Genomic DNA, 19,020 nt, shown 5'->3' on the forward strand with positions numbered 1-19,020 from the left:
TGGTTTTATGGAGCTTGTCGGGAAAGGGGAGGGGCGGCGGTGCCGCCGGGTGTCATGACTGTTGTTGTTGCCGTTGTTGTTGTGCCCTCATGATCTGGTGCCGTTGCCAGTAGTGCCCGACGGCGGCCTTGAAGTTTTCTTTCTGCTTGCCAAGGCCCGCGAGCTTCACCTTGGTGGTGCGCGCGCCCAGCATGCCCTTGTCGTGGTGGGTGACGATGAGGGTGTCGCCGAAGCTGCTGTCCTTGTAGGTCAGGCCCTTGACTTCGTCCCACCCGATCGTCGAGCCTCCATCGGCACCGGGGTGCAAGCCGGCGTAAGTGATGTCGATGCGCTCGCCGTTCTTCAGCGCGAAGCTCACCGGCGGAAAGTGCCGCAGCACCACTGCGCGCTCTTCCTCGGTGGCCGGCTCGTAGCGGTAGGCCAGGCTCAGCTCGTGGTTCTGCACGAAGCGCTGCTCGTACTCGCTCCACAGGCGCTGCTCGATGGCGGAGGCGGTTTCGATGTCGTCGGCCCATGAAGCCTCAGGTGCGGTCGCGACGATGGCGCCGTAGGCGCTCTCGGGCACGTGATGGCCGACGTTGCGCATGCGCTCCAGCAGCGGCGGATGACTATCGTAGGGATGCGGCACGTCGGCCGTTTTCATCGCCTCGATGAACACGTCTGAGCTTGCATAGGGCGGCAGGCCATCCGCGACGAAGCGGGCGATGCCCAGCGCGCCGTCATGCTCGCGGTTCTGCGCGAACAGCTTGCGCTCGACGTCGTTGCGGTAGCTCGCGTAGGCCGAGATCTTGATGAGCGATTGCACGATGGCGTGCGGCGCAGTGAGGCCGGCGGCCACGCGGTCGGCCTTGTATTCGCGCTCGCGGCTGTCGCGCGCCAGGGCGAACGAGAAGATCATGCGGTACAGCCGTAGCAGGTAGTGCGCAACGATGGTGAGGCCGCCACTGCGCATCTTCCAGGTGTACTGGTCGAACTGCAGCAGCTTGGGGCCGAGCGCCGCGCTGCTGCGGGTGTCGCCGCCGCCCAGGTGGGCCAGTTCGTGCGCGAGCACTGCATCAGCTTCGGTCTGGTCGAGCACGCGCAGCAGCGGAAGGCTGACGAACAGCGTGCGACCTTGAAAGGTACGGCCCTTGACCTCGCACGGTGCTTCGGTCACGAAGAAGTTGGTGTCGATGCCGGCCACGATCTGGTCTGGCGGCGTGGTCTTCACGCGGCCAGCCAACTGCCGGATGCGCTCCCACAGGCGCGGCGCGTCGGCCTGCGAGATCAGCTCGCCCTCGATCTCGTTGCCCCAGGGCAGCTTCTTGAACAGCGTGTAGATCGCATAGAACACCGCGGCCCCGGCCGCGATGCCCGCCAGCGCGATCAGCTTGACGTAGTAGCTCTGCCAGAAGTACGCCGTGAGCCAGAACGACAGCCACACCAGCATCGCGCTTTGCAGCACGACCTCGACCGCGCTCGACACCGTCATGAGCCGCCAGCCGGCGACGAAGCTGGCATAGCGCATGCCGCGGTTGGCAAAGGCCAGCGCGCCCAGCACCAGTGCCGCCGCGAGCAGAGCGGCGCCGAGCACGATGGTCCAGATGGCGGCGCGGTCGGCCCAGTGGAACTGCCACTGCATGGAGTAGGGGCTGCACACCTTGTCGTGGAAGTTCTTGTCTTCCGGCGCAGTGGCGTCGCAGGCCTTGGAGAGCGGATGGCTGCGGTAGAACTCGGTGGCCTCGGTCTTGTCCGCGGACGACAGGCGGGCGTCGCCGGCGATGCGCTTTTCTATGGCCTGCAGGAATTCCGCATCCTGCGAACGCAGTGCGTATTCGGTGAAGACCAGTGTCGCCGCCGGAATGGCGAACAGCGACACGAGCGTGAGAAGAAACACGCGCAAGAGGTCGGCATGGATCGTGCGTGCGAGGGCCATGGGTGCTGCTCCTGGATAGCGATTGCTGTGAGTTGTTGTAGACGGTCCGGGAAGGCGATAGGGTAGCGGGCGCGGCGCGTGCAGTGAAGCCCGGTGCAACGTCAAGCAGAGCCGCGCACCGACCTGCTGCCGAATAAGGTTATCCCTTTTGCATCGTTCCGAGGCCCGGGGTGCAGGTATAGCCTTCGTGCTCATTCATGACTGTCACCTCCGTCACTCCATCTCCGTCGTCGTCTGGTTCAGGGCCATCGCCCGTTGCATGGATCGCCGGTGTCGGCGCCAGCGCGGGCCTGGGTGCGGCACTTGCGCGGCGTTTCGCGGCCGAAGGCTTCATCGTTGCGCTGACCGGCCGCACGCAGGCCCAGCTCGATGCGGTGGCCGGCGAAATCGTTGCGGCCGGCGGTCGGGCTCATGCCTTTGCGGGCGACGTGGCGAGCGAGGCCGAGATGCACGGTATTGCGCAGAAGGCGAGGGCGCTGGGCCCGCTCACCGTGGCCGTCTTCAATGCCGCGAGCGGGGTGCGCGCGCCAACGCTGGAGCTGTCGGTCGACCAGTTCACGCAGGCCTGGCGCACCAGCGCGCTGGGCGGCTTCATCTTCGGGCATGAGGCGCTGCGCGGCCTGCTGGCCAATTCCTTCGAGGCAGCCGGGGCGCACGCACGCGGCACCTTGCTGTTCACCGGCGCCACCGCGGCGCTGCGCGGCAAGCCGCCGTTCGCGGCCTTCGCTGCGGCCAAGGCTGCGTTGCGTTCTCTGAGCCAGAGCCTGGCGCGCGAATTCGGCCCGCAGGGCATTCATGTGGCGCATGTGGTGATCGATGGCGGCATCGACGGCGAGCGCCTGCGCAACAACGCGCCGCAGCGCGTGGAACAAGCCGGCGACGACGGCCTGTTGCAGCTCGAAGCCATCGCCGAAAGTTACTGGCAGCTGCATGTGCAGCACCGCAGCGCATGGACGCAGGAACTCGACCTGCGGCCGTTCAAGGAACCGTTTTGAGGAGTCACGCCACATGAGCGTCGGATCGAATGGACAGATGCTTGCCGCCACGCTGCCCTCGGTGGAAGCAGAACTCAACTACCTGAAGGCGGGCCAGGGCCGGCCCGTGAGCTACACCTTCGAGCCGCCGCCCGGCACGCCGTGGGTAACCGGCGAACTGGAGTCGCGCCGCGTGACGATCCGCGACGGCCGCCCGCTGGTGGCGCTGAACGAACTGACGCTCGACCGCAGCGGCTTCACGCAGATTTCGCATCGCAGCGTGCTCGCCGATTTTTCGCAGGACGCCACGATCCGCGACATCTACTACCGTGAAGCCGAAGCCCTGCTGCGCGACGTCACGGGCGCCGAGAAGATCGTGGTGTTCGACCACACGCTGCGCGACAGCGCGCAGGGTTCGCGCCGCACGGCCGAGCTGCGCGAGCCGGTGCGCCGCGTGCACAACGACCAGACTTTCGTCTCCGCGCCGCGCCGGGTGCACGCCCACCTGCCGCCCGAAGAAGCCGAGGAACGCTTGAAGCACCGCTTCGCGATCATCAACCTGTGGCGCCCGCTGGCCACCGTGGAGCGCCTGCCGCTCGCACTGTGCGATGCGCGTTCCATCTCGCCCAAGGACCTCGTGCCCAGCGACCTGGTCTACCCCGACAAGGTGGGCGAGACCTATTCGTTCACCTGGAACCCGGAGCACCGCTGGTACTGGTTCCCGCGGATGCGGCCCGACGAGGCCCTGCTGCTGAAGATCTACGACTCGCGCGAAGACGGTGTGGCGCGCTACACCGCGCATACCGCGTTCGAAGACCCGACAGGTTCGCGCGAGGCGCCGCCACGGCGCAGCATCGAACTGCGCGCGCTGGTGTTCTGGCCCGCCGGCAAATAAGTTGAAACTGTTCTTCCGAACAAAGTTCTACAACCTCTCGCCCGCGCGATTCTTTGCCCTGAATTAGCACCAGCCGGGCGCTGACCCCACGCCTGCACCGATCACCGCCCTTGGCGACAATCGGTTCAATGCGTTCTTCCCCCTTCTTCAAGATGGCCCTGCTGCTGGGCCTGCTTTCGGCCATCGGGCCTTTCGCCATCGACATGTACCTGCCGGCGCTGCCGGCCATCGGACAGAGCCTGCACGCCGACATTGGCGCGGTGCAGATGAGCCTCACGGCGTTCTTCCTGTCGCTCGGTGCGGGTCAGCTGCTCTATGGGCCGATCTCCGACATGGTGGGCCGCAAGCCGCCGCTGTATGCGGGACTGCTGCTGTTCGCGCTCGCCAGCGTGGGCTGCGCGATGGCTACCGACATCCAGACGCTGATCGTGCTGCGCTTCGTCCAGGGCCTGGGCGCAGCGGCCGGCATGGCGATTCCGCGCGCCGTGGTGCGCGACCTGCACACCGGCACCGATGCCGCGCGGCTGATGTCGCTGCTGATGTTGGTGTTCAGCGTGTCGCCGATCCTTGCGCCGCTTGCGGGCAGTGCGGTAATCGCGGTTGCCGGATGGCGCGGCGTGTTCTGGGCGGTGACCATCGCGGCCGTGGCGGGCCTGGCGATGATGGTCAAGCTGCTCGATGAAACGCGTCCAGCCTCGGAACGCGTCGAAAGCAGCCTCGGCAGCGCGCTGTCGGCCTACTGGCTGCTGTTGCGCGACAAGCATTACCTCGGGCTGGTGTTCATCGGCAGCTTCGCAATGGCGGGCTTTTTCACCTACCTGGCGAATTCGTCGTTCGTGATGATCGACCACTATGGCCTGTCGCCCGCGCTCTACAGCGTGGCCTTCGGAGTGAACGCGGCGGCCTTCATCGCGGCCTCGCAGTTCACCGGCTCGCTGGGCGAACGTTACGGGCTGGTCACCCTCGTCAAGTTCGGCGTGGTGTGCTGCGGCGTGGCAATGGTCGCGATGTTCGTCTACTTCGCGATGGGCGGCGACAACATCTGGGTGCTCATCGTCCTGTACTTCATCGCCTCGGGCTTCATGGGACTGGTGATTCCGACCACCGGCGTGCTGGCGCTCGAAATGCACGGCGCCATCGCGGGTACGGCCTCGGCGCTGCTGGGCACGCTGCAGATGCTGACGGGCGCACTGGCAATGGCGGTGGTGGGTCTCTTCACCGACGGCCGGCCGCTGCCAATGGTGGCCGGCATGGCCGGCGGCGCACTCATTGCGCTGGTGCTGACCTGGCTCACGCTGGGCGGCGTGCGTTCCGGGCCCACTGAAAAAACAGGAAGGGCGCAGCAAGCCTGATGAACACGGTACACGCAGGCACCGGGCTCCCGGTGGCCGAAGAAGACAGCAACAACGCAGCCCGCAAGCCCATCGACGGGCTGGCCCAGCCGGAGCGCGGCTGGGCGATGCTGGTCATCATCCTCGGGCTGATCGTGGCGGTGCTCGACGGCACCATCGTCAACCTGGCGCTGCCGGGCATCGCCCGTGAGCTGCAGGCCAGCCCGTCGCAGGCGATCTGGGTGGTCAATGCGTACCAGATCGCCACGCTGGTGATGCTGCTGCCGCTGGCTTCGCTGGGCGATCTCGTGGGCTACCGGCGCGTGTACTTGGTCGGGATGGCGGTGTTCACGTTGTCGTCGCTGGCCGCCACCTTTGCGAATTCGCTCGGCACGCTGATCGCGGCGCGCGCCTTCCAGGGGCTGGGCGCGGCCGGCATCATGAGCGTGAACGCGGCGCTGGTGCGGCTGACGTATCCGTCGGCTCAGCTGGGCAAGGGCATGGCCATCAACTCGCTGGTGGTGGCCACATCGTCGGTGGCCGGGCCTTCGGTGGCGGCGGCCATTTTGTCGGTGGCATCGTGGCCCTGGCTCTTCGCCATCAACGTGCCGCTGGGCCTTGTCACCTTCGCGCTGGGCATGAAGGCGCTGCCGTTCAATCGCGTGGCACCGGCGGCCGGACTGCGCTTCTCGCCGATCGACGTGGCGCTCAACGTGCTGATGTTCTCGCTGGTGTTCCTGGGCGTCGACCGGCTCGGCGTGCGCGAAGGAGCGGTGCAGGGCGCCACTGGTTCACACGCTTCGGCGTGGGGCATCCTGCTGGCGGGCTTGGTCGTCGGCTTTATCTACCTGCAGCGCCAGCGCAAGCAGGCGGTGCCGTTGTTCCCCATCGACCTGCTGCGCATTCCGGTGTTCGCACTGTCGATGGGTACTTCGGTCGCCGCGTTCTGCGCGCAGATGCTGGCCTACATCGCGCTGCCGTTCCTGCTGCTCGACGTGTACGGCCGCAGCCACATCGAGGCCGGGTTGCTGATCACGGCGTGGCCGCTGGCCATCGTGGTGATGGCGCCCATCGCCGGCCGGCTGATCGGCCGCTACCCCGACGGGCTGCTGGGCGGCATCGGGCTGGGCCTGCTGGCCACGGGCCTGGCGCTGCTGGCGGCGCTGCCGGCAAATCCGGGCAATGCCGACATCGCGTGGCGCATGGCGCTGTGCGGGCTGGGCTTCGGGCTGTTCCAGTCGCCCAACAACCACACCATCGTGACTTCGCCGCCGGCGCACCGCAGCGGTGCGGCCAGCGGCATGCTCGGCACGGCGCGGCTGACCGGCCAGACGCTGGGCGCCGTGGTGCTGGCGGGCGTTTTCAGTGTCTGGAGCCCGCACGGAGGCCACGGCCCCGTGGTGGCGCTGGTGCTGGCGGCCAGCTGTGCCGCGGTGGCAGCGGTTTTCAGCACGCTGCGGCTCAAGACGACAAGTCCTGGCGGCTGAATGAGTTAGGGTACTCACCTATGAAGGAAGTACCTGACACCGTGGTCTGCCCGGGTTGCGATGCGGTCTACAGCCGTGCGCCCCTGCATCCCCGCGACGTGGCGCACTGTCCGCGCTGCGGCACAGAGCTCGGCCGGCACCCCGGCCAGCAGGAGCGCCGCATCCTTCCGCTGACGGTGGCCTGCCTGATCATGTTCGCCATTGCGAACCTGTTTCCCATCGTCGAGATCGAGCTCCAGGGCCTGCGCAGCCAGACCACGCTGGCCGGCGCGGTGATAGCGCTCAGCGCCGAGGGCATGTCGGTGGTGGCGCTGCTGGTGCTGGCCACGACCATTCTTTTTCCCTTTCTGCAGCTGTGCATCCTCGCGTACCTGCTGATTCCGCTGAGCCGCGAGCACCGGCCCGTGGGCTTCGCGCTGCTGGTGCGGGCCATGCAGTCGCTGCGGCCCTGGGGAATGATCGAAGTGTTCCTGCTCGGGGTGCTGGTGGCCATCGTCAAGCTGTCCAGCATGGCAAGTGTGGTGCCGGGGCCGGCGCTGTGGGCCTTCATGGCGCTGACGGTCATGCTGACGGCTGTGCTGTCGTTCAACCCGGGCGCGTTCTGGGAAATGACCTTCCGCCCGAAGGACGAACCCAAGACTGAAGAAGACGGGGCGTCGGCATGAAGCTGCCTGCCTTCCTCGAGCGGCACGAACATCACGACGAAGACGCGCCGGTTCCCACCGCCGCCTCGCTTGGCCTCATGGCCTGCCCGCATTGCGCCGCCGTCTGGAAAGACGCCGGGGAAGGCGACGCCTGCGGCCGCTGTGGCACGCACCTGCACACCCGCAAGCGGCAGAGCCTGAACCGCACATGGGCCTTCCTCATAGCGGCCTGCATGATGTATATACCGGCCAACCTGCTGCCGGTGATGATCACGCGCACGCTGTTCGGCGCGCAGTACGACACCATCCTGAGCGGGGTGATCTATTTCTGGGTGTCGGGCGCCTACGGGCTGGCGGCCATCGTCTTCATTGCGAGCTTTCTGGTGCCGCTGTTCAAGCTGGCGGTGCTTTTCTTGCTCGTGGTGCTGGCGCAGCGCGGCAGCACCTGGCGCCGGCGGGAGCGGGCCAAGCTGTATCACATCATCGAAGTGATCGGCCGCTGGTCGATGCTCGACGTGTTCGTGGTGTCGCTGCTGACCGGGCTGGTGCAGATCCAGGGCTTCGCGGTCATCACCGCGGGCGTGGGCATCGCGGCCTTCGGGTCGGTGGTGGTGCTGACCATGCTGGCTTCGCTGAGCTTCGACCCGAAGCTCACGTGGGACAGCAGGGAGGCGCAGGCCACCCTGCAGGAGAACGAAGTTGCGCAGGGACATGAAAACAGGGGCGAGAAACCAGCATGAGTGAAGAAGACCAACCCCAGGACAAACCGGCGCCGTCCGCACAGCCCCCGCTGCCGAAGCCGCGCGTGGTGCGCCGGCGCGAATGGCTGCCCTCGCTGATCTGGCTGATTCCCATCGTGGCAGCGCTGGTCGGCATTACGCTCGTGGCCCGCATCCTGCTGGAGCGCGGCCCCGAAGTGGTGCTGACCTTCAAGACCGCCGAAGGCCTGGAGGCAGGCAAGACCGCCGTCAAGTACAAGGACGTGCAGATCGGCCTCGTCACCCATCTTCGGCTGGCGCGCGACCGCTCGCACGTGCGCGTGCTGGTGCAGTTCAACAAGGAGGCCGAGAGCTTCACTGCCTCGGACTCGCGCTTCTGGGTGGTTCGGCCACGGCTCGACACATCGGGCATCTCGGGCCTCAACACCTTGCTGTCGGGCGCCTACATCGGCGCCGACGCGGGCGTGTCGAAGGACACCGCGGGCGAGTTCACCGGGCTCGAAACCCCGCCCATCGTCACGCGCGACGACTCCGGCAAGCAGTTTCTGCTGCGCGCCAACGACGTGGGCTCGCTCGACGTTGGCTCGCCGGTGTACTTCCGGCGCGTCAAGGTCGGGCAGGTGGCCGCCTACGAACTCGACGGCGACGGGCGCGGCGTGACCATGCGCGTCTTCGTCAATTCGCCCTACGACAAGTTCGTGGGCATGAACACGCGCTTCTGGCAGGCCAGCGGCATCGACGCGCAGTTGAGCGCCAGCGGCTTCACGCTGCGCACGCAGTCGCTGGCAACCATCCTGCTCGGCGGCATCGCCTTCCAGGCGCCCGACGATGCGATGGGCCCGGTCGCCAAGGAGAACGCTGCCTTCACGCTGGCACAGGACGAAGCCGCCGCCATGAAGGAGCCCGACGGGCCTTCGCAAACCCTACTGATGTACTTCAACCAGTCGCTGCGCGGCCTCACACCGGGCGCGCCGGTGGACTTCCGCGGCGTGGTGATCGGCGAGGTCAAGTCGATCGGCGTCGAGTTCGACCGCGCCGAGCGCGAGTTCCGCATGCCGGTGCTGGTGCAGGTCTACCCCGATCGCCTGCGCCGCCGCGCCGGTGAAAGCGGCGTTGAATCTCGTGCTACGCAGCAGGAGCGGCTGCGCTTCCTGGCCGAGAAGGGCCTGCGCGCCCAGTTGCGCAACGGCAACCTGCTGACCGGCCAGGTGTATGTGGCGCTCGACTTCTTCCCGAAGGCGCCGCCGGCAAAGATCGACCTGAACAAGAGCCCGATCGAGCTGCCCACAGTGGCCAACAGCCTCGACGAGATCCAGTCGCAGGTGCAGGAAATCGCGACCAAGCTCAACAAGGTGCCGTACGAGCAGATTGCAGGCGACCTGCGCACCACGCTCGCCACGCTCAACAAGACGCTGACGGCCACCGAGCAGACGGTGACCCGCATCAACAGCGACGTCACCCCCGAGCTGGCCGCGGCCATGAAGGACGTGCGCAAGACCGTGAACAGTGCCGAGCGAACGCTGGCCGACGATTCGCCGCTGCAGCAGGACATGCGCCAGACGCTGCGGGAGCTGACGCGCGCCGCGGGTTCGGTGCGCGTGCTGACCGACTACCTCGAACGCCACCCCGAGTCGCTGCTGCGCGGCAAACCGGACGACAAGAAATGAAGAAGAACCACCACCTCGCATTCGTGGCGGCGGCAGCGCTGTCCGTGCTTGCAGCAGGCTGCGCGAGCAAGCCCGACAACTACTACACGCTGGCGAGTCCGGTGGCGGCCGCCGAAGCCGCGCCCTCGACGCTCGGCAGTGCCGCGCCGCTGTACATCGAGCTCGCGCCCGTGGCCGTGCCCGAGCGCTTCGCGCGGCCGCAGATGGTGGTGCGCCAGCCCAACGGCAGCGTGCAGGTCGAGGTGCTGGAGCAGCACCGCTGGGCGGCGTCGTTCGAGAACGAGTTGCGCGATGCGCTGGCCAGCGGCATCGCCGGGCGGCTGGGTGCGCTCGACGTGACCAAGGGCGGCCGGCAGAGCTCGCAGCCGGTGTGGCGCATCGCGGTGCAGCTGCAGCAGTTCGACGCGGTCGATGGCGGGCGTGTCGATGCGAGCTTCAACTGGACGCTGCGGCGCTCGGACGAGGCGCGCACGGTGGTGTGCCAGCTGAACCTCGGCGAGGCCGTGGGCAGCGGGATGGACGCGGTGGCGCAAGGGGCGCAGCGCGTGACCTCGGCGGCCGCCGCGGCGATGGCGCGCAGCGTGAGTGCGGCGCGCGCGAATCCCGCCGCGACCGCCTGCACGACGACCTGATCAATCTTCCCCCGGTGGGGAAGGAGCAAGACGGAATCCCATAAGAAGGAGACCCCCATGGCACAGATCGGCAAGGCGCCCAGCGACCACACGCTGATCCTGCATGGCGCCCGTGCGGAAGAGGGGGCCTGTCCCGAGGCCTCCAAGCCATGGGTGCTGGCCGCGGCCGTCGTGGGTTCGAGCATGGCCTTCATCGACGGCACGGTGGTCAACGTGGCACTGCCGGCCATCCAGGCCGACCTGCTCGCCACGGCCTTCCAGGCGCAATGGGTGGTCGAGTCTTATGCCTTGCTGCTGGCGGCGCTGTTGCTCGTAGGCGGCGCGCTCGGCGATCACTATGGCCGGCGGCGCATCTTCGCGATCGGCGTCGGCATCTTCGCCTTGTCGTCGGTGGCCTGCGGGCTTGCGGCCAACGTGCAGCAGCTCATTGCCGCGCGCGCGGTGCAGGGCATCGGCGGTGCGCTGCTGGTGCCGGGCAGCCTCGCGCTCATCAGCGCGGCCTTTCCCGAGAAAGAGCGTGGCAAGGCCATCGGCACGTGGTCGGGCTTCAGCGGCATCACCGCGGCCGTGGGGCCGGTGCTGGGCGGTTTCCTGGTCGATCACTTCTCGTGGACCTGGGCTTTTCTCATCAACGTGCCGATGGCACTGCTGGTGCTGTGGATCGTCTGGCGCCACGTGCCCGAGAGCCGAGGCGCATCGGCCAGCGGCGGGCTCGACGTGTGGGGCGCGCTGCTGGCAACGGCCGGTCTCGGCGGCATCGTCTACGCCTTCATCGAGGCGCCGACGCAGGGCTGGGGTTCGCGGGCCGTGATCGCGGCGCTGGTCATCGGCGTGCTGGGCAGCGTGGGTTTCATCGCAGTCGAGCGCAAGGTGCGAACGCCGATGCTGCCGCTGGGGCTGCTGCGCATCGGCAACTTCAGCGGAGCCAATCTGCTGACGCTGCTGCTCTATGCGGCACTGGGCGGCGGGCTCTATTTCTTTCCGCTCAACCTGATCCAGGTGCAGGGCTACTCGGCCACCGTGGCAGGCGCGGCGCTGCTGCCGTTCATCTTCATCATGTTCGCGCTTTCCGGCTGGGCCGGGCAACTGGTCGACCGCTTCGGGCCGCGCATGCCGCTCGTCATCGGGCCCTCGATTGCGGCGGTGGGCTTTGCGTTGTTCGCGCTACCGGGCGTGGGGGCGAGTTACTGGAGCGGCTTTCTGCCGGCCGTGGTGGTGCTGGGCTTCGGCATGACGGTGACGGTGGCGCCGCTGACGACCACGGTCATGAATGCGGTCGGGCCCGACCTGGCGGGCGTGGCCTCTGGCGTGAACAACGCCGTGTCGCGCGCGGCGGCGGTGTTGGCGATTGCCGTGTTCGGCGCGATCATGGCCTGGGCCTTCGACGCGGCGCTGGCGAACAACCTGCGCGAGATGGGCGCCTCGGCGCAGGTGTCGGCTTTTCTGGAAGGCGAGCGCAGCAAGCTGGCCGGCGCGGCGCTGCCGCCGGGCGTGGATGCCGCCACGGCGGCAGCCGTCAAGCGGGCCGTGGCCGAATCTTTCGTGGCGGGCTTTCGCTGGGTGATGCTGTTGAGCGCCGGGCTGGCCGTGCTGAGTGCGGTGAGCGCGTGGCTGATGATCCGGGGCACTCCCGCCGCAGGAGGTTCGGACAGCAAGAGCTAAGGAGACAAGTCGATGCAGGAAGAAGAGCGACAGCAGGTGCAGCACGTCGATGTCCTGATCGTCGGCGCCGGCCTCTCGGGCATTGGCGCCGGCTACCACCTGCAGGCGAACTGCCCGAGTCGAAGCTACGCCATCCTCGAAGGGCGGGAGCGCAGCGGTGGCACGTGGGACCTGTTCCGCTATCCGGGCGTGCGTTCGGATTCCGACATGTACACGCTGGGCTATTCGTTCCGGCCGTGGACGAACGCGAAGTCCATTGCCGATGGGCCCACGATCCTGAACTACCTGCGTGAGACGGCGGCGCAGCATGGCATCGACCGAAAGGTCCGCTTCAACCATCGCGTGGTGCGCGCCTCCTGGTCGACGGCCGATGCGTGCTGGAGTGTCGATGTCGAGCATGGCCCCGAGCGCCTTCCGCTACGGGTGCGCTGCAACTTCTTGTTCCTGTGCAGCGGCTACTACAGGTACGAAGCCGGCTACACGCCCGAATTCGCGGGCATCGGCGACTACACGGGCCGCGTCGTCCATCCGCAGCACTGGCCCGAAGACCTCGACTGCAGCGGCAAGCGGGTGGTCGTGATCGGCAGCGGCGCAACCGCGATGACGCTGGTGCCGGCCTTGGCAAAGACGGCTGCGCATGTCGTGCTGCTGCAGCGCTCGCCTACCTATGTTGTAGCGCGACCGGCACAGGACCCCATCGCGCACGGGCTGCGGCGCTTTCTGCCGGACAGGCTGGCCTATGGCCTCACGCGCTGGAAGAACGTGCTGCTGGCCATGTACTTCTTCAGCCTCGCGCGGCGCAAGCCGGAGCGCGCGAAGCGGATGATCCTCGGCGGCGTGCGGCAGGCTCTCGGCACGGACTACGACATTGCCACGCACTTCACGCCGCGCTACAACCCGTGGGACCAGCGCATCTGCCTCGTGCCCGACGGCGACCTGTTCGCGGCCCTCAACGTAGGGCGTGCCTCGATGGTCACGGACCAGATCGACACCTTCACGCCGCGCGGCATCCGGCTGAAGTCGGGCGCTGAACTGGAGGCCGATGTGGTCGTCACAGCCACCGGCCTCGAACTGCAGGTGCTCGGCGGCGTGCAGCTCGACGTGGACGGCCATCGCGTGGACCCGGCCGCGACCTTCAACTACAAGGGAATGATGTTCAGCGACGTGCCCAACCTGGCCTCGTCGTTCGGCTACACGAATGCATCATGGACGCTCAAGAGCGACCTGACCTGCGCGTATGTTTGCCGGCTGCTCAATCACATGGAGAAGCAGGGCTGCACCCAATGCACGCCGCGCAACGCTGACCCCACGCTGGCACCCGAGCCCTGGCTCGATTTCTCGTCGGGCTACGTGCAGCGCGCGGTGGGCAGGTTTCCGAAGCAGGGTTCGCGCGCGCCGTGGCGGGTGTATCAGAACTACGCGCGCGACCTTGTCAGCCTGCGCTTTGGGGCGGTGGACGATGGGGTGATGGAGTTCTCGAACCCTCGCCGCGCCTAGAGGATTGCGTGCGCAAGCAATCCTCTTTCCAGGGAATGCGGCGAAAAAACCTGCTTTCTAGAATGAAACACACCAAGGAGAGGGAACCGTCATGAAGCAACGAACCGGATGGGTCATGGTCCTGGCGTGCGGCATCGGAGTCTTTGCATCGGGCGCGGCAGCAGCGCAGGCGGAGTATGCGATTCGCTGGGAACCGTCTCAGGGCGGCCCCAAGACCGCGGCAGAGGCACTCGCTCGGTTGGCGCCGGGCGACAACGACATCGAAACGGACCTCTTCAGGGTGCGCTACGCCAGCGAGGTGAAGGCGCCCACGGACGTTGTCGGCGCAAGGGCCATCCTTCGCGAGCGGGAGCGCACGAGCAAGGCGCGCCACGAGCTGACCTACAAGCTGCGCAGCAACTCGCCGCTGCCTTCGGTGCCCAGCTTTGCAGGCGCCCAGTGCCCGGCGGGTCCGCTGGTCGGGCCGAAGGACGAGACGAAAGACGAAATCGACGTGTCGTTCACCGGCGCGGCAGATCCGGTGCGCGCGTTTTCGCGCAGTTGCACCGTGCAATCGACGAGCGCGCCGCCGCCGGTTCCCGAGGCACTGCAAGCCCGCTTCGCGGCTTGCGAAAGCACAACGAGACGACTCGGGCTCAAGCGGCGGGGGAATCTCAGGGTCGAGGAATGGCGCCTGCCGGGAGGGCGCGTTGCCATCGAGGCCTCGCGCACGGGCCCCGACACGCCGAAGGCGCTGAAAGCGTTCCGCCGAGAGGTGGTCGAGCCCTTGACCACTGGGAGCAATGCCATCCGGCCGCTGTCGCGCAGCAAGACGGACCTGGGCAGCGATTGCGGCGCCTGATGAGTATGCCGCGCGAGTCTGGTGCGAACCTGGCTAGGGCGCGTGCGCAGGGGAGAGCAGGCTGTCGAGCTCCGTCCACAGCGGATCGCATTGCCCCGCCCTGAACGCGGCGGCCCTGAAGGTCGGATGCTCGCCGTGGTACGTGTCCCAGAGCGTGCGATGGCCGTCCGCCACGCATGCCCGCACATTGGCCAGCCTGTCGGCTGCCTTCACCACCAGCGCCAGTTCTTCGTCGCCCGTTACCTTCGCCAGTGCCGCATAGGTCTTGGCCTTGCGCTCCTTGCGGTTGGCGCCGGGCGCGTCGGTCAGCAGCGCGACGCAGGCCGCCACCAGTTCGCCGAAGCGTGATCGCACATCGGCCACCGTGGCCTCTGTGTCCTCGACCACGTCGTGCAGGTAGCCGATGACGCGCGCTTTGTCGCCGTAAGGCCGGAGCAGGGCGACCACGGCGTCCAGGTGGTGCACGTACGGATGCGGGCCGTACTTCTGGTCGCCATGCATTTCGACGGCATAGGCGCGGGCGGCGTCGGGTGTCGATGAAGTGATGGTGGTCATGCGGCGTCCTGTGGTTTTTCCATTCTGCCTTTGTGGCGGTCTTTACCTCGTTTACGGAGGAAAACACCTATCGGGAGAGCGTTGCCGGCATTCTTGTGTATCGATACAGTAAATCGTTCCACCAAAACGGGCGCACGACCCGACAACCCTCCAGGAGACAAGAAAATGACCTCGCTTTCACGCCGCCGGTTCGTCCAGTCATCGTCCGCCTTGTCGCTTGCCGCGGCGACGGCGGGTTTCTCGCAGCACGCCTTCGCGCAGGAAAAAACCGTGGCGCTGCGGCTGTCGTCGTCCCACGTGGCTGACCTCAATTCGTCGCACTTCGCGTGGGTGCAGCTGATGCAGGCCAACCTGAAGAAGGCGGTGGGCGAGCAGATCCGCATCGACTACTTTCCGAACAACCAGCTCGGCAAGGAAAGCGACGTGGTGCAGCAGGTGAAGGTGGGCTCCATCGACATGATGCTCACGGGCTCTTCGATCTGGGCCACGGTAACGCCGCAGCTGGGCATGCTCGACCTGGGCTACCTGTTCGACAGCTACGAGCACGTGGCGCGCGCCGTGGAGGCGGGCGTGGGGCCGAAGCTCAACGACATGCTGGTCAAGAGTACGGGCTGCCAGATCATCACCTGGGGTGCGCACTACGGCGCGCGCAACGTCTACACCAAGCAGCCGGTGAAGGGGCTGGCCGACATCAAGAACGTGAAGCTGCGGGTGCTGCCCACGCCGGCCTTCATCGAGACTTTCAAGATCATGGGCGCGATCCCCACGCCCATTTCCTTTGGCGAGCTCTACATGGCGGCGCAGACCGGCGTGGTCGACGGCTTCGAGCACGACGCGGGCACGGTGCTGGCAAACAAGCTCAACGAGGTGGTCAAGCACTGCTGGATGACCGAGCACCTGTTCAGCCCGATGGTCTGCGTGGCCGGCAAGCGCGCGATGGACCGCGTACCCGCGACGCTGCGCCCGGCCTTCCTGAAGGCCGCGGCCGACTCCACGCTGCAGCAGCGCCAGATCGGCAACGAGCGCACGCAGCAGGTGATGGAAGAGCTGAAGAAGCTCGGCATCACCTTCACGCCCATGGCAAAGAACGAGCGCGACCAGGTCCGCAAGGAAATGGAAACGAAGCTCTGGGCCGGCTTCGCCAAGCAGTACCCGGAGACCGGGCCGCTGTTTGCCGCCATCAACGGCGCCCGGGCCTGAAGCGCCATGTCGAGCATGTCGCTTCCGTTGCAACCCGCGCTTGGCTTCGATGCCAGCCACGCCGCGGGCAGCTGGCTGGCCTGGCTGATGCGCATGACCGAGTACGTGGCCGGCGCGGTGCTGGCCATCGACGTGGTGGTCGTCTTCGTCTCGGTCGTCTTCCGCTACTTCCTGCACGACCCCTTCGACTGGGCGGAGGAGGTGGCGCGCGCGCTGATGGTGATCCAGGTGTTCTTCGGCGCGGCCACGGTGCTGGCGCGCAGCCAGCACGTGGGCGTGGACCTGTTTCGCGGCATGCTGCCGGCGCGCTGGCAGCCGGCGCTGATCCAGTTCGGCAGCTGGATCATCGTGGGCGTGTCGGCGAGCCTCTTCGCCTCGTCGTGCGAGCTGCTGCTCGATTCGTACAACATGACGACCTCCATCGGCCTGCCGCAGTGGATCTACGTGTACCCGGTGGCCATCGGCAGCCTTTTCATGACGCTGTTCGGGCTTGCCAATGCGGTGAACGGGCCTTCGCGCATGGTGTGGTCCACGCTGGGCGTGGGGCTGGCGCTGACGGCGGCGGTGGTGGGCTGGAACACGCTGATGAGCGAGCACGCCATTCCGCCCTGGGCGCTGCTCGTGGCGGGCTTTCTCGGCGGCATGGCGCTGGGCATGCCGATTGCCTTCGTGCTCGCGCTGTCGTCGCTGGTGTTCTTCATGGCCGATCCGTCGCTGCCCATGCTGGTGTATTCGCAGCAGGTGATGGCGGGCACCGACCACTATGTGCTGCTGGCCATTCCGTTCTTCGTGTTGGCAGGCCTGCTGATGGAGGCCAACGGCATGTCGTCGCGGCTCATCGAGCTGCTGCTGCGCATGTTCGGGCGGCTGCGCGGCGGGCTGGGGCTCATCACCATCACGGCCACTGCGTTCTTCTCGGGCGTATCGGGCTCCAAGCTGGCCGACATCGCGGCAGTGGGCGGCATCATCATGCCGGCCGTACGCAGGACGAAGCAGGACCCGAACGAAACCGCCGGCCTGCTGGCGTGCACAGCGGTGATGGCCGAGACCATTCCGCCGTGCATCAACATGATCATCATGGGCTTCGTGGCCAACATCTCGATTGCCGGGCTGTTCATGGCGGGGCTGATTCCGGCCGTGGTGCTGGCGGTGTCGCTGGCGGCGGTGACCATCTACGTGGGCACGAAGATCAACCCCGACGAGGCCTTCGACGTGCGCACGCCCATGTTCCGCCTGCTGGGCGGCGCGCTGGTGGCGCTGGTCATGGTGGCGATGATCGGCAAGGGCGTGACCTCGGGCATTGCCACCTCGACCGAGGTGTCCTCGTTCGCGGTGGTCTATGCGCTGGTGGTGGGGTGGCTGGCTTTTCGCGAGCTCACGGTGAAGTCGGTGGCGCGGCTGTTCGTGCGCTCGGCGTCGATGGCGGGTGGCATTTTGTTCATCGTGGCGGCGGCGTCGAGCTTGTCGTTCGCGCTCACGATCCAGCAGATTCCGCAGTACCTGTCGGAGTACATGATCGGCTTTGCGCACTCGTACGGCAGCACGATGTTCGTGATGCTGTCGGTGCTCATCATGATCGTGTTCGGCGCCATCCTCGAGGGCGCGCCGGCGCTCATCATCTTCGGGCCGCTGCTCACGCCCATTGCTTCGCAGCTGGGTGTGAACCCATTGCACTTCGGCACGGTGATGGTCATTGCCATGGGCTTCGGGCTGTTCGCGCCGCCGGTCGGGCTGGGCCTGTTCGCCACCTGCGCGATCACCGGCACGCAGGTGAAGGACGTGGCGCGGCCGATGATGAAATACCTGGCCGTCTTGTTCGTTACCCTCGTGGTGCTGGTGTTGGTGCCGGCCTTCTCCACGTGGCTGCCGCTGCGCATGGGGATGTGAGCGGACCGCAACAAGACGAAGACCAGAGACAACAGGAAGGATGCCGTGAGCAGAATCAGCGATGTCGCCCAGCGGGCGGGGGTGTCGACCAGCACCGTGTCGAACGTGTTGAACGGGCGCAGCGACCGCATGGCCAAGGAGACGCTGGCGCGCGTCGAGACCGCCATCCGCGAGCTCAAGTACCGGCCCAACACCTCGGCGCGGCAGCTCAAGACGGGGTACACGCCGCTGATCGGCCTGCTGGTGCCGTCGATGGCCAACCCGATGTACGGCTTCATTGCCCGAGAGATCGAGACGCTGGCGCAGGAGCGCTACGGCTTTCGCATCATGATCGGCAACACCTACCGCGACGCCGCCAAGGAAGCGCATTTCTTCGAAGACCTGATGGCGCATGGCGTGCGTGGCGTGATCATCATCTCGTCGCTGGTCGACGAGCAGCACGTGGAGGCTGCCGCCGAGCGTGGGCTGGTAGTGGTGAGCTACGACCGGCGCGCCACGCCCGCCGCATCGGGTGGGGCCTCGGTGATCGACCACGTGACGGTCGACAGCTTCGAGTCGTCGCGTATCGCCACGCAGCACCTGATCGACCAGGGGCATCGCCGGCTGGCTTTCGTCACCCCGTCGGGCCGCACCATGAGCCGCAGTGAGAAGATCAACGGCTTCCTGGCTGCCGCGAAGAGCGCGGGCCTCGAGGGCAGCGCGCAGGTCGTCGAAGGCATGCCGGTCGACGAATACGGCGATTCGATGATGAGCGAACTCGGCCGCATGCAGGCCGGACTCATCGCGAAGTCGAAGAATCGCCCGACCGGCGTGATCGGCGTGAACGACCTGCTGGCCTTCGGCCTGATGGCGGGCTTTCGCGATGCGGGCCTGGCGGTGCCGCAGGACGTGTCGGTCATCGGCATCGACAACGTGTTTCTCTCGACGCTGATGCACCCCGCGATGACCTCGGTGCGCGTGCCGGTGCCCGAGATGGCACAGGTGATGGTCGAGCGGGTGATGAGCCGGCTGTCGGATCCGTCGATCTCGACGCAGGAGTTCGTTTTTGCGCCCACGCTGGTGGCGCGCGAATCGGTAGCGCCGCCGCGCGGCTAGTCTTTTTCTTCCCCTGAGC

At 66.9% G+C, this 19,020-nt stretch carries 16 protein-coding genes; 14 read left to right on the forward strand and 2 right to left on the reverse strand.

Translation table 11 applies throughout. The annotated features are described in order from the left end of the window. Positions 1-52: 52 nt before the first annotated feature. Entirely contained in the window at positions 53-1,915 is a 1,863-nt protein-coding gene (locus tag BMW87_RS03265; protein WP_093074095.1) for a M48 family metallopeptidase, read from the reverse strand. A 197-nt stretch (positions 1,916-2,112) separates the two neighbouring features. Here BMW87_RS03265 and BMW87_RS03270 point away from each other — a divergent pair, with 197 nt between their 5' ends. The 11 genes from BMW87_RS03270 to BMW87_RS03320 all read left to right on the forward strand — a co-directional run bounded on the left by BMW87_RS03270 (position 2,113) and on the right by BMW87_RS03320 (position 14,264). Beyond that, complete coding sequence (locus BMW87_RS03270) at positions 2,113-2,910, forward strand: SDR family NAD(P)-dependent oxidoreductase (RefSeq protein WP_093074097.1); 798 nt, start codon at positions 2,113-2,115, stop codon at positions 2,908-2,910. A gap of 13 nt (positions 2,911-2,923) precedes the next feature. Next, positions 2,924-3,784, forward strand: coding sequence for a CmcJ/NvfI family oxidoreductase (locus BMW87_RS03275; protein ID WP_093074099.1), 861 nt, complete (start codon positions 2,924-2,926; stop codon positions 3,782-3,784). A 128-nt stretch (positions 3,785-3,912) separates the two neighbouring features. After that, entirely contained in the window at positions 3,913-5,136 is a 1,224-nt protein-coding gene (locus tag BMW87_RS03280; RefSeq protein WP_177192712.1) for a multidrug effflux MFS transporter, read from the forward strand. Beyond that, on the forward strand, positions 5,136-6,602 hold the full coding sequence (locus BMW87_RS03285; RefSeq protein ID WP_093074101.1) for an MFS transporter: 1,467 nt from the start codon (positions 5,136-5,138) through the stop codon (positions 6,600-6,602). Before BMW87_RS03280 ends, BMW87_RS03285 begins: the two co-directional genes overlap by 1 nt. Positions 6,603-6,622: 20 nt before the next feature. Then, a complete protein-coding gene (locus BMW87_RS03290) occupies positions 6,623-7,267 on the forward strand; it encodes a paraquat-inducible protein A (RefSeq protein WP_093074103.1) in 645 nt (214 codons plus the stop codon). Beyond that, complete coding sequence (locus tag BMW87_RS03295) at positions 7,264-7,986, forward strand: paraquat-inducible protein A (RefSeq protein WP_093074105.1); 723 nt, start codon at positions 7,264-7,266, stop codon at positions 7,984-7,986. The genes BMW87_RS03290 and BMW87_RS03295 overlap by 4 nt, the downstream gene beginning before the upstream one ends. Further along, positions 7,983-9,632 (forward strand): PqiB family protein, encoded by a 1,650-nt coding sequence (locus BMW87_RS03300; RefSeq protein ID WP_093074107.1) that lies wholly within the window; start codon positions 7,983-7,985, stop codon positions 9,630-9,632. The genes BMW87_RS03295 and BMW87_RS03300 overlap by 4 nt, the downstream gene beginning before the upstream one ends. Next, complete coding sequence (locus BMW87_RS03305) at positions 9,629-10,264, forward strand: PqiC family protein (protein WP_093074109.1); 636 nt, start codon at positions 9,629-9,631, stop codon at positions 10,262-10,264. Before BMW87_RS03300 ends, BMW87_RS03305 begins: the two co-directional genes overlap by 4 nt. Before the next feature lie 57 nt (positions 10,265-10,321). Further along, on the forward strand, positions 10,322-11,926 hold the full coding sequence (locus BMW87_RS03310; RefSeq protein ID WP_093074111.1) for an MFS transporter: 1,605 nt from the start codon (positions 10,322-10,324) through the stop codon (positions 11,924-11,926). Positions 11,927-11,938: 12 nt separating this feature from the next. After that, on the forward strand, positions 11,939-13,423 hold the full coding sequence (locus tag BMW87_RS03315) for a flavin-containing monooxygenase (protein WP_093074113.1): 1,485 nt from the start codon (positions 11,939-11,941) through the stop codon (positions 13,421-13,423). A gap of 91 nt (positions 13,424-13,514) precedes the next feature. Beyond that, positions 13,515-14,264, forward strand: a complete 750-nt coding sequence (locus tag BMW87_RS03320) for a hypothetical protein (RefSeq protein WP_143062554.1) — start codon at positions 13,515-13,517, stop codon at positions 14,262-14,264. 33 nt (positions 14,265-14,297) lie between these two features. On the opposite strand, the gene BMW87_RS03325 is transcribed toward BMW87_RS03320, so the two are convergent. After that, positions 14,298-14,819, reverse strand: coding sequence for an HD domain-containing protein (locus BMW87_RS03325; RefSeq protein WP_093074117.1), 522 nt, complete (start codon positions 14,817-14,819; stop codon positions 14,298-14,300). A 165-nt stretch (positions 14,820-14,984) separates the two neighbouring features. Between BMW87_RS03325 and BMW87_RS03330 the strand changes: the two genes are divergently transcribed. Genes BMW87_RS03330 through BMW87_RS03340 form a run of 3 tightly spaced genes read left to right on the forward strand, consistent with a single transcriptional unit; the run spans position 14,985 to position 19,001 of the window. Beyond that, positions 14,985-16,019 carry a TRAP transporter substrate-binding protein gene (locus BMW87_RS03330; protein ID WP_093056834.1) on the forward strand — a complete coding sequence of 345 codons (1,035 nt, stop codon included), beginning with the start codon at positions 14,985-14,987 and terminating at the stop codon, positions 16,017-16,019. Between the two features lie 15 nt (positions 16,020-16,034). Next, on the forward strand, positions 16,035-17,906 hold the full coding sequence (locus BMW87_RS03335) for a TRAP transporter large permease (protein ID WP_371258769.1): 1,872 nt from the start codon (positions 16,035-16,037) through the stop codon (positions 17,904-17,906). Between the two features lie 45 nt (positions 17,907-17,951). After that, a complete protein-coding gene (locus tag BMW87_RS03340; RefSeq protein ID WP_093074121.1) occupies positions 17,952-19,001 on the forward strand; it encodes a LacI family DNA-binding transcriptional regulator in 1,050 nt (349 codons plus the stop codon). The last annotated feature ends 19 nt before the right edge of the window (positions 19,002-19,020 follow it).

This window comes from Variovorax sp. OV084, assembly GCF_900111625.1.
Taxonomy (GTDB): Bacteria; Pseudomonadota; Gammaproteobacteria; order Burkholderiales; family Burkholderiaceae_C; genus Variovorax.

Coding starts and splice junctions, on each gene's coding strand:
- BMW87_RS03265 (WP_093074095.1), bottom strand. CDS start 1,915: ATGGCCCTCGCACGCACGATCCATGCCGACCTCTTGCGCGTGTTTCTT.
- BMW87_RS03315 (WP_093074113.1), top strand. CDS start 11,939: ATGCAGGAAGAAGAGCGACAGCAGGTGCAGCACGTCGATGTCCTGATC.
- BMW87_RS03290 (WP_093074103.1), top strand. CDS start 6,623: ATGAAGGAAGTACCTGACACCGTGGTCTGCCCGGGTTGCGATGCGGTC.
- BMW87_RS03335 (WP_371258769.1), top strand. CDS start 16,035: ATGTCGCTTCCGTTGCAACCCGCGCTTGGCTTCGATGCCAGCCACGCC.
- BMW87_RS03270 (WP_093074097.1), top strand. CDS start 2,113: ATGACTGTCACCTCCGTCACTCCATCTCCGTCGTCGTCTGGTTCAGGG.
- BMW87_RS03305 (WP_093074109.1), top strand. CDS start 9,629: ATGAAGAAGAACCACCACCTCGCATTCGTGGCGGCGGCAGCGCTGTCC.
- BMW87_RS03310 (WP_093074111.1), top strand. CDS start 10,322: ATGGCACAGATCGGCAAGGCGCCCAGCGACCACACGCTGATCCTGCAT.
- BMW87_RS03275 (WP_093074099.1), top strand. CDS start 2,924: ATGAGCGTCGGATCGAATGGACAGATGCTTGCCGCCACGCTGCCCTCG.
- BMW87_RS03330 (WP_093056834.1), top strand. CDS start 14,985: ATGACCTCGCTTTCACGCCGCCGGTTCGTCCAGTCATCGTCCGCCTTG.
- BMW87_RS03300 (WP_093074107.1), top strand. CDS start 7,983: ATGAGTGAAGAAGACCAACCCCAGGACAAACCGGCGCCGTCCGCACAG.
- BMW87_RS03320 (WP_143062554.1), top strand. CDS start 13,515: ATGAAGCAACGAACCGGATGGGTCATGGTCCTGGCGTGCGGCATCGGA.
- BMW87_RS03280 (WP_177192712.1), top strand. CDS start 3,913: ATGCGTTCTTCCCCCTTCTTCAAGATGGCCCTGCTGCTGGGCCTGCTT.
- BMW87_RS03325 (WP_093074117.1), bottom strand. CDS start 14,819: ATGACCACCATCACTTCATCGACACCCGACGCCGCCCGCGCCTATGCC.
- BMW87_RS03295 (WP_093074105.1), top strand. CDS start 7,264: ATGAAGCTGCCTGCCTTCCTCGAGCGGCACGAACATCACGACGAAGAC.
- BMW87_RS03285 (WP_093074101.1), top strand. CDS start 5,136: ATGAACACGGTACACGCAGGCACCGGGCTCCCGGTGGCCGAAGAAGAC.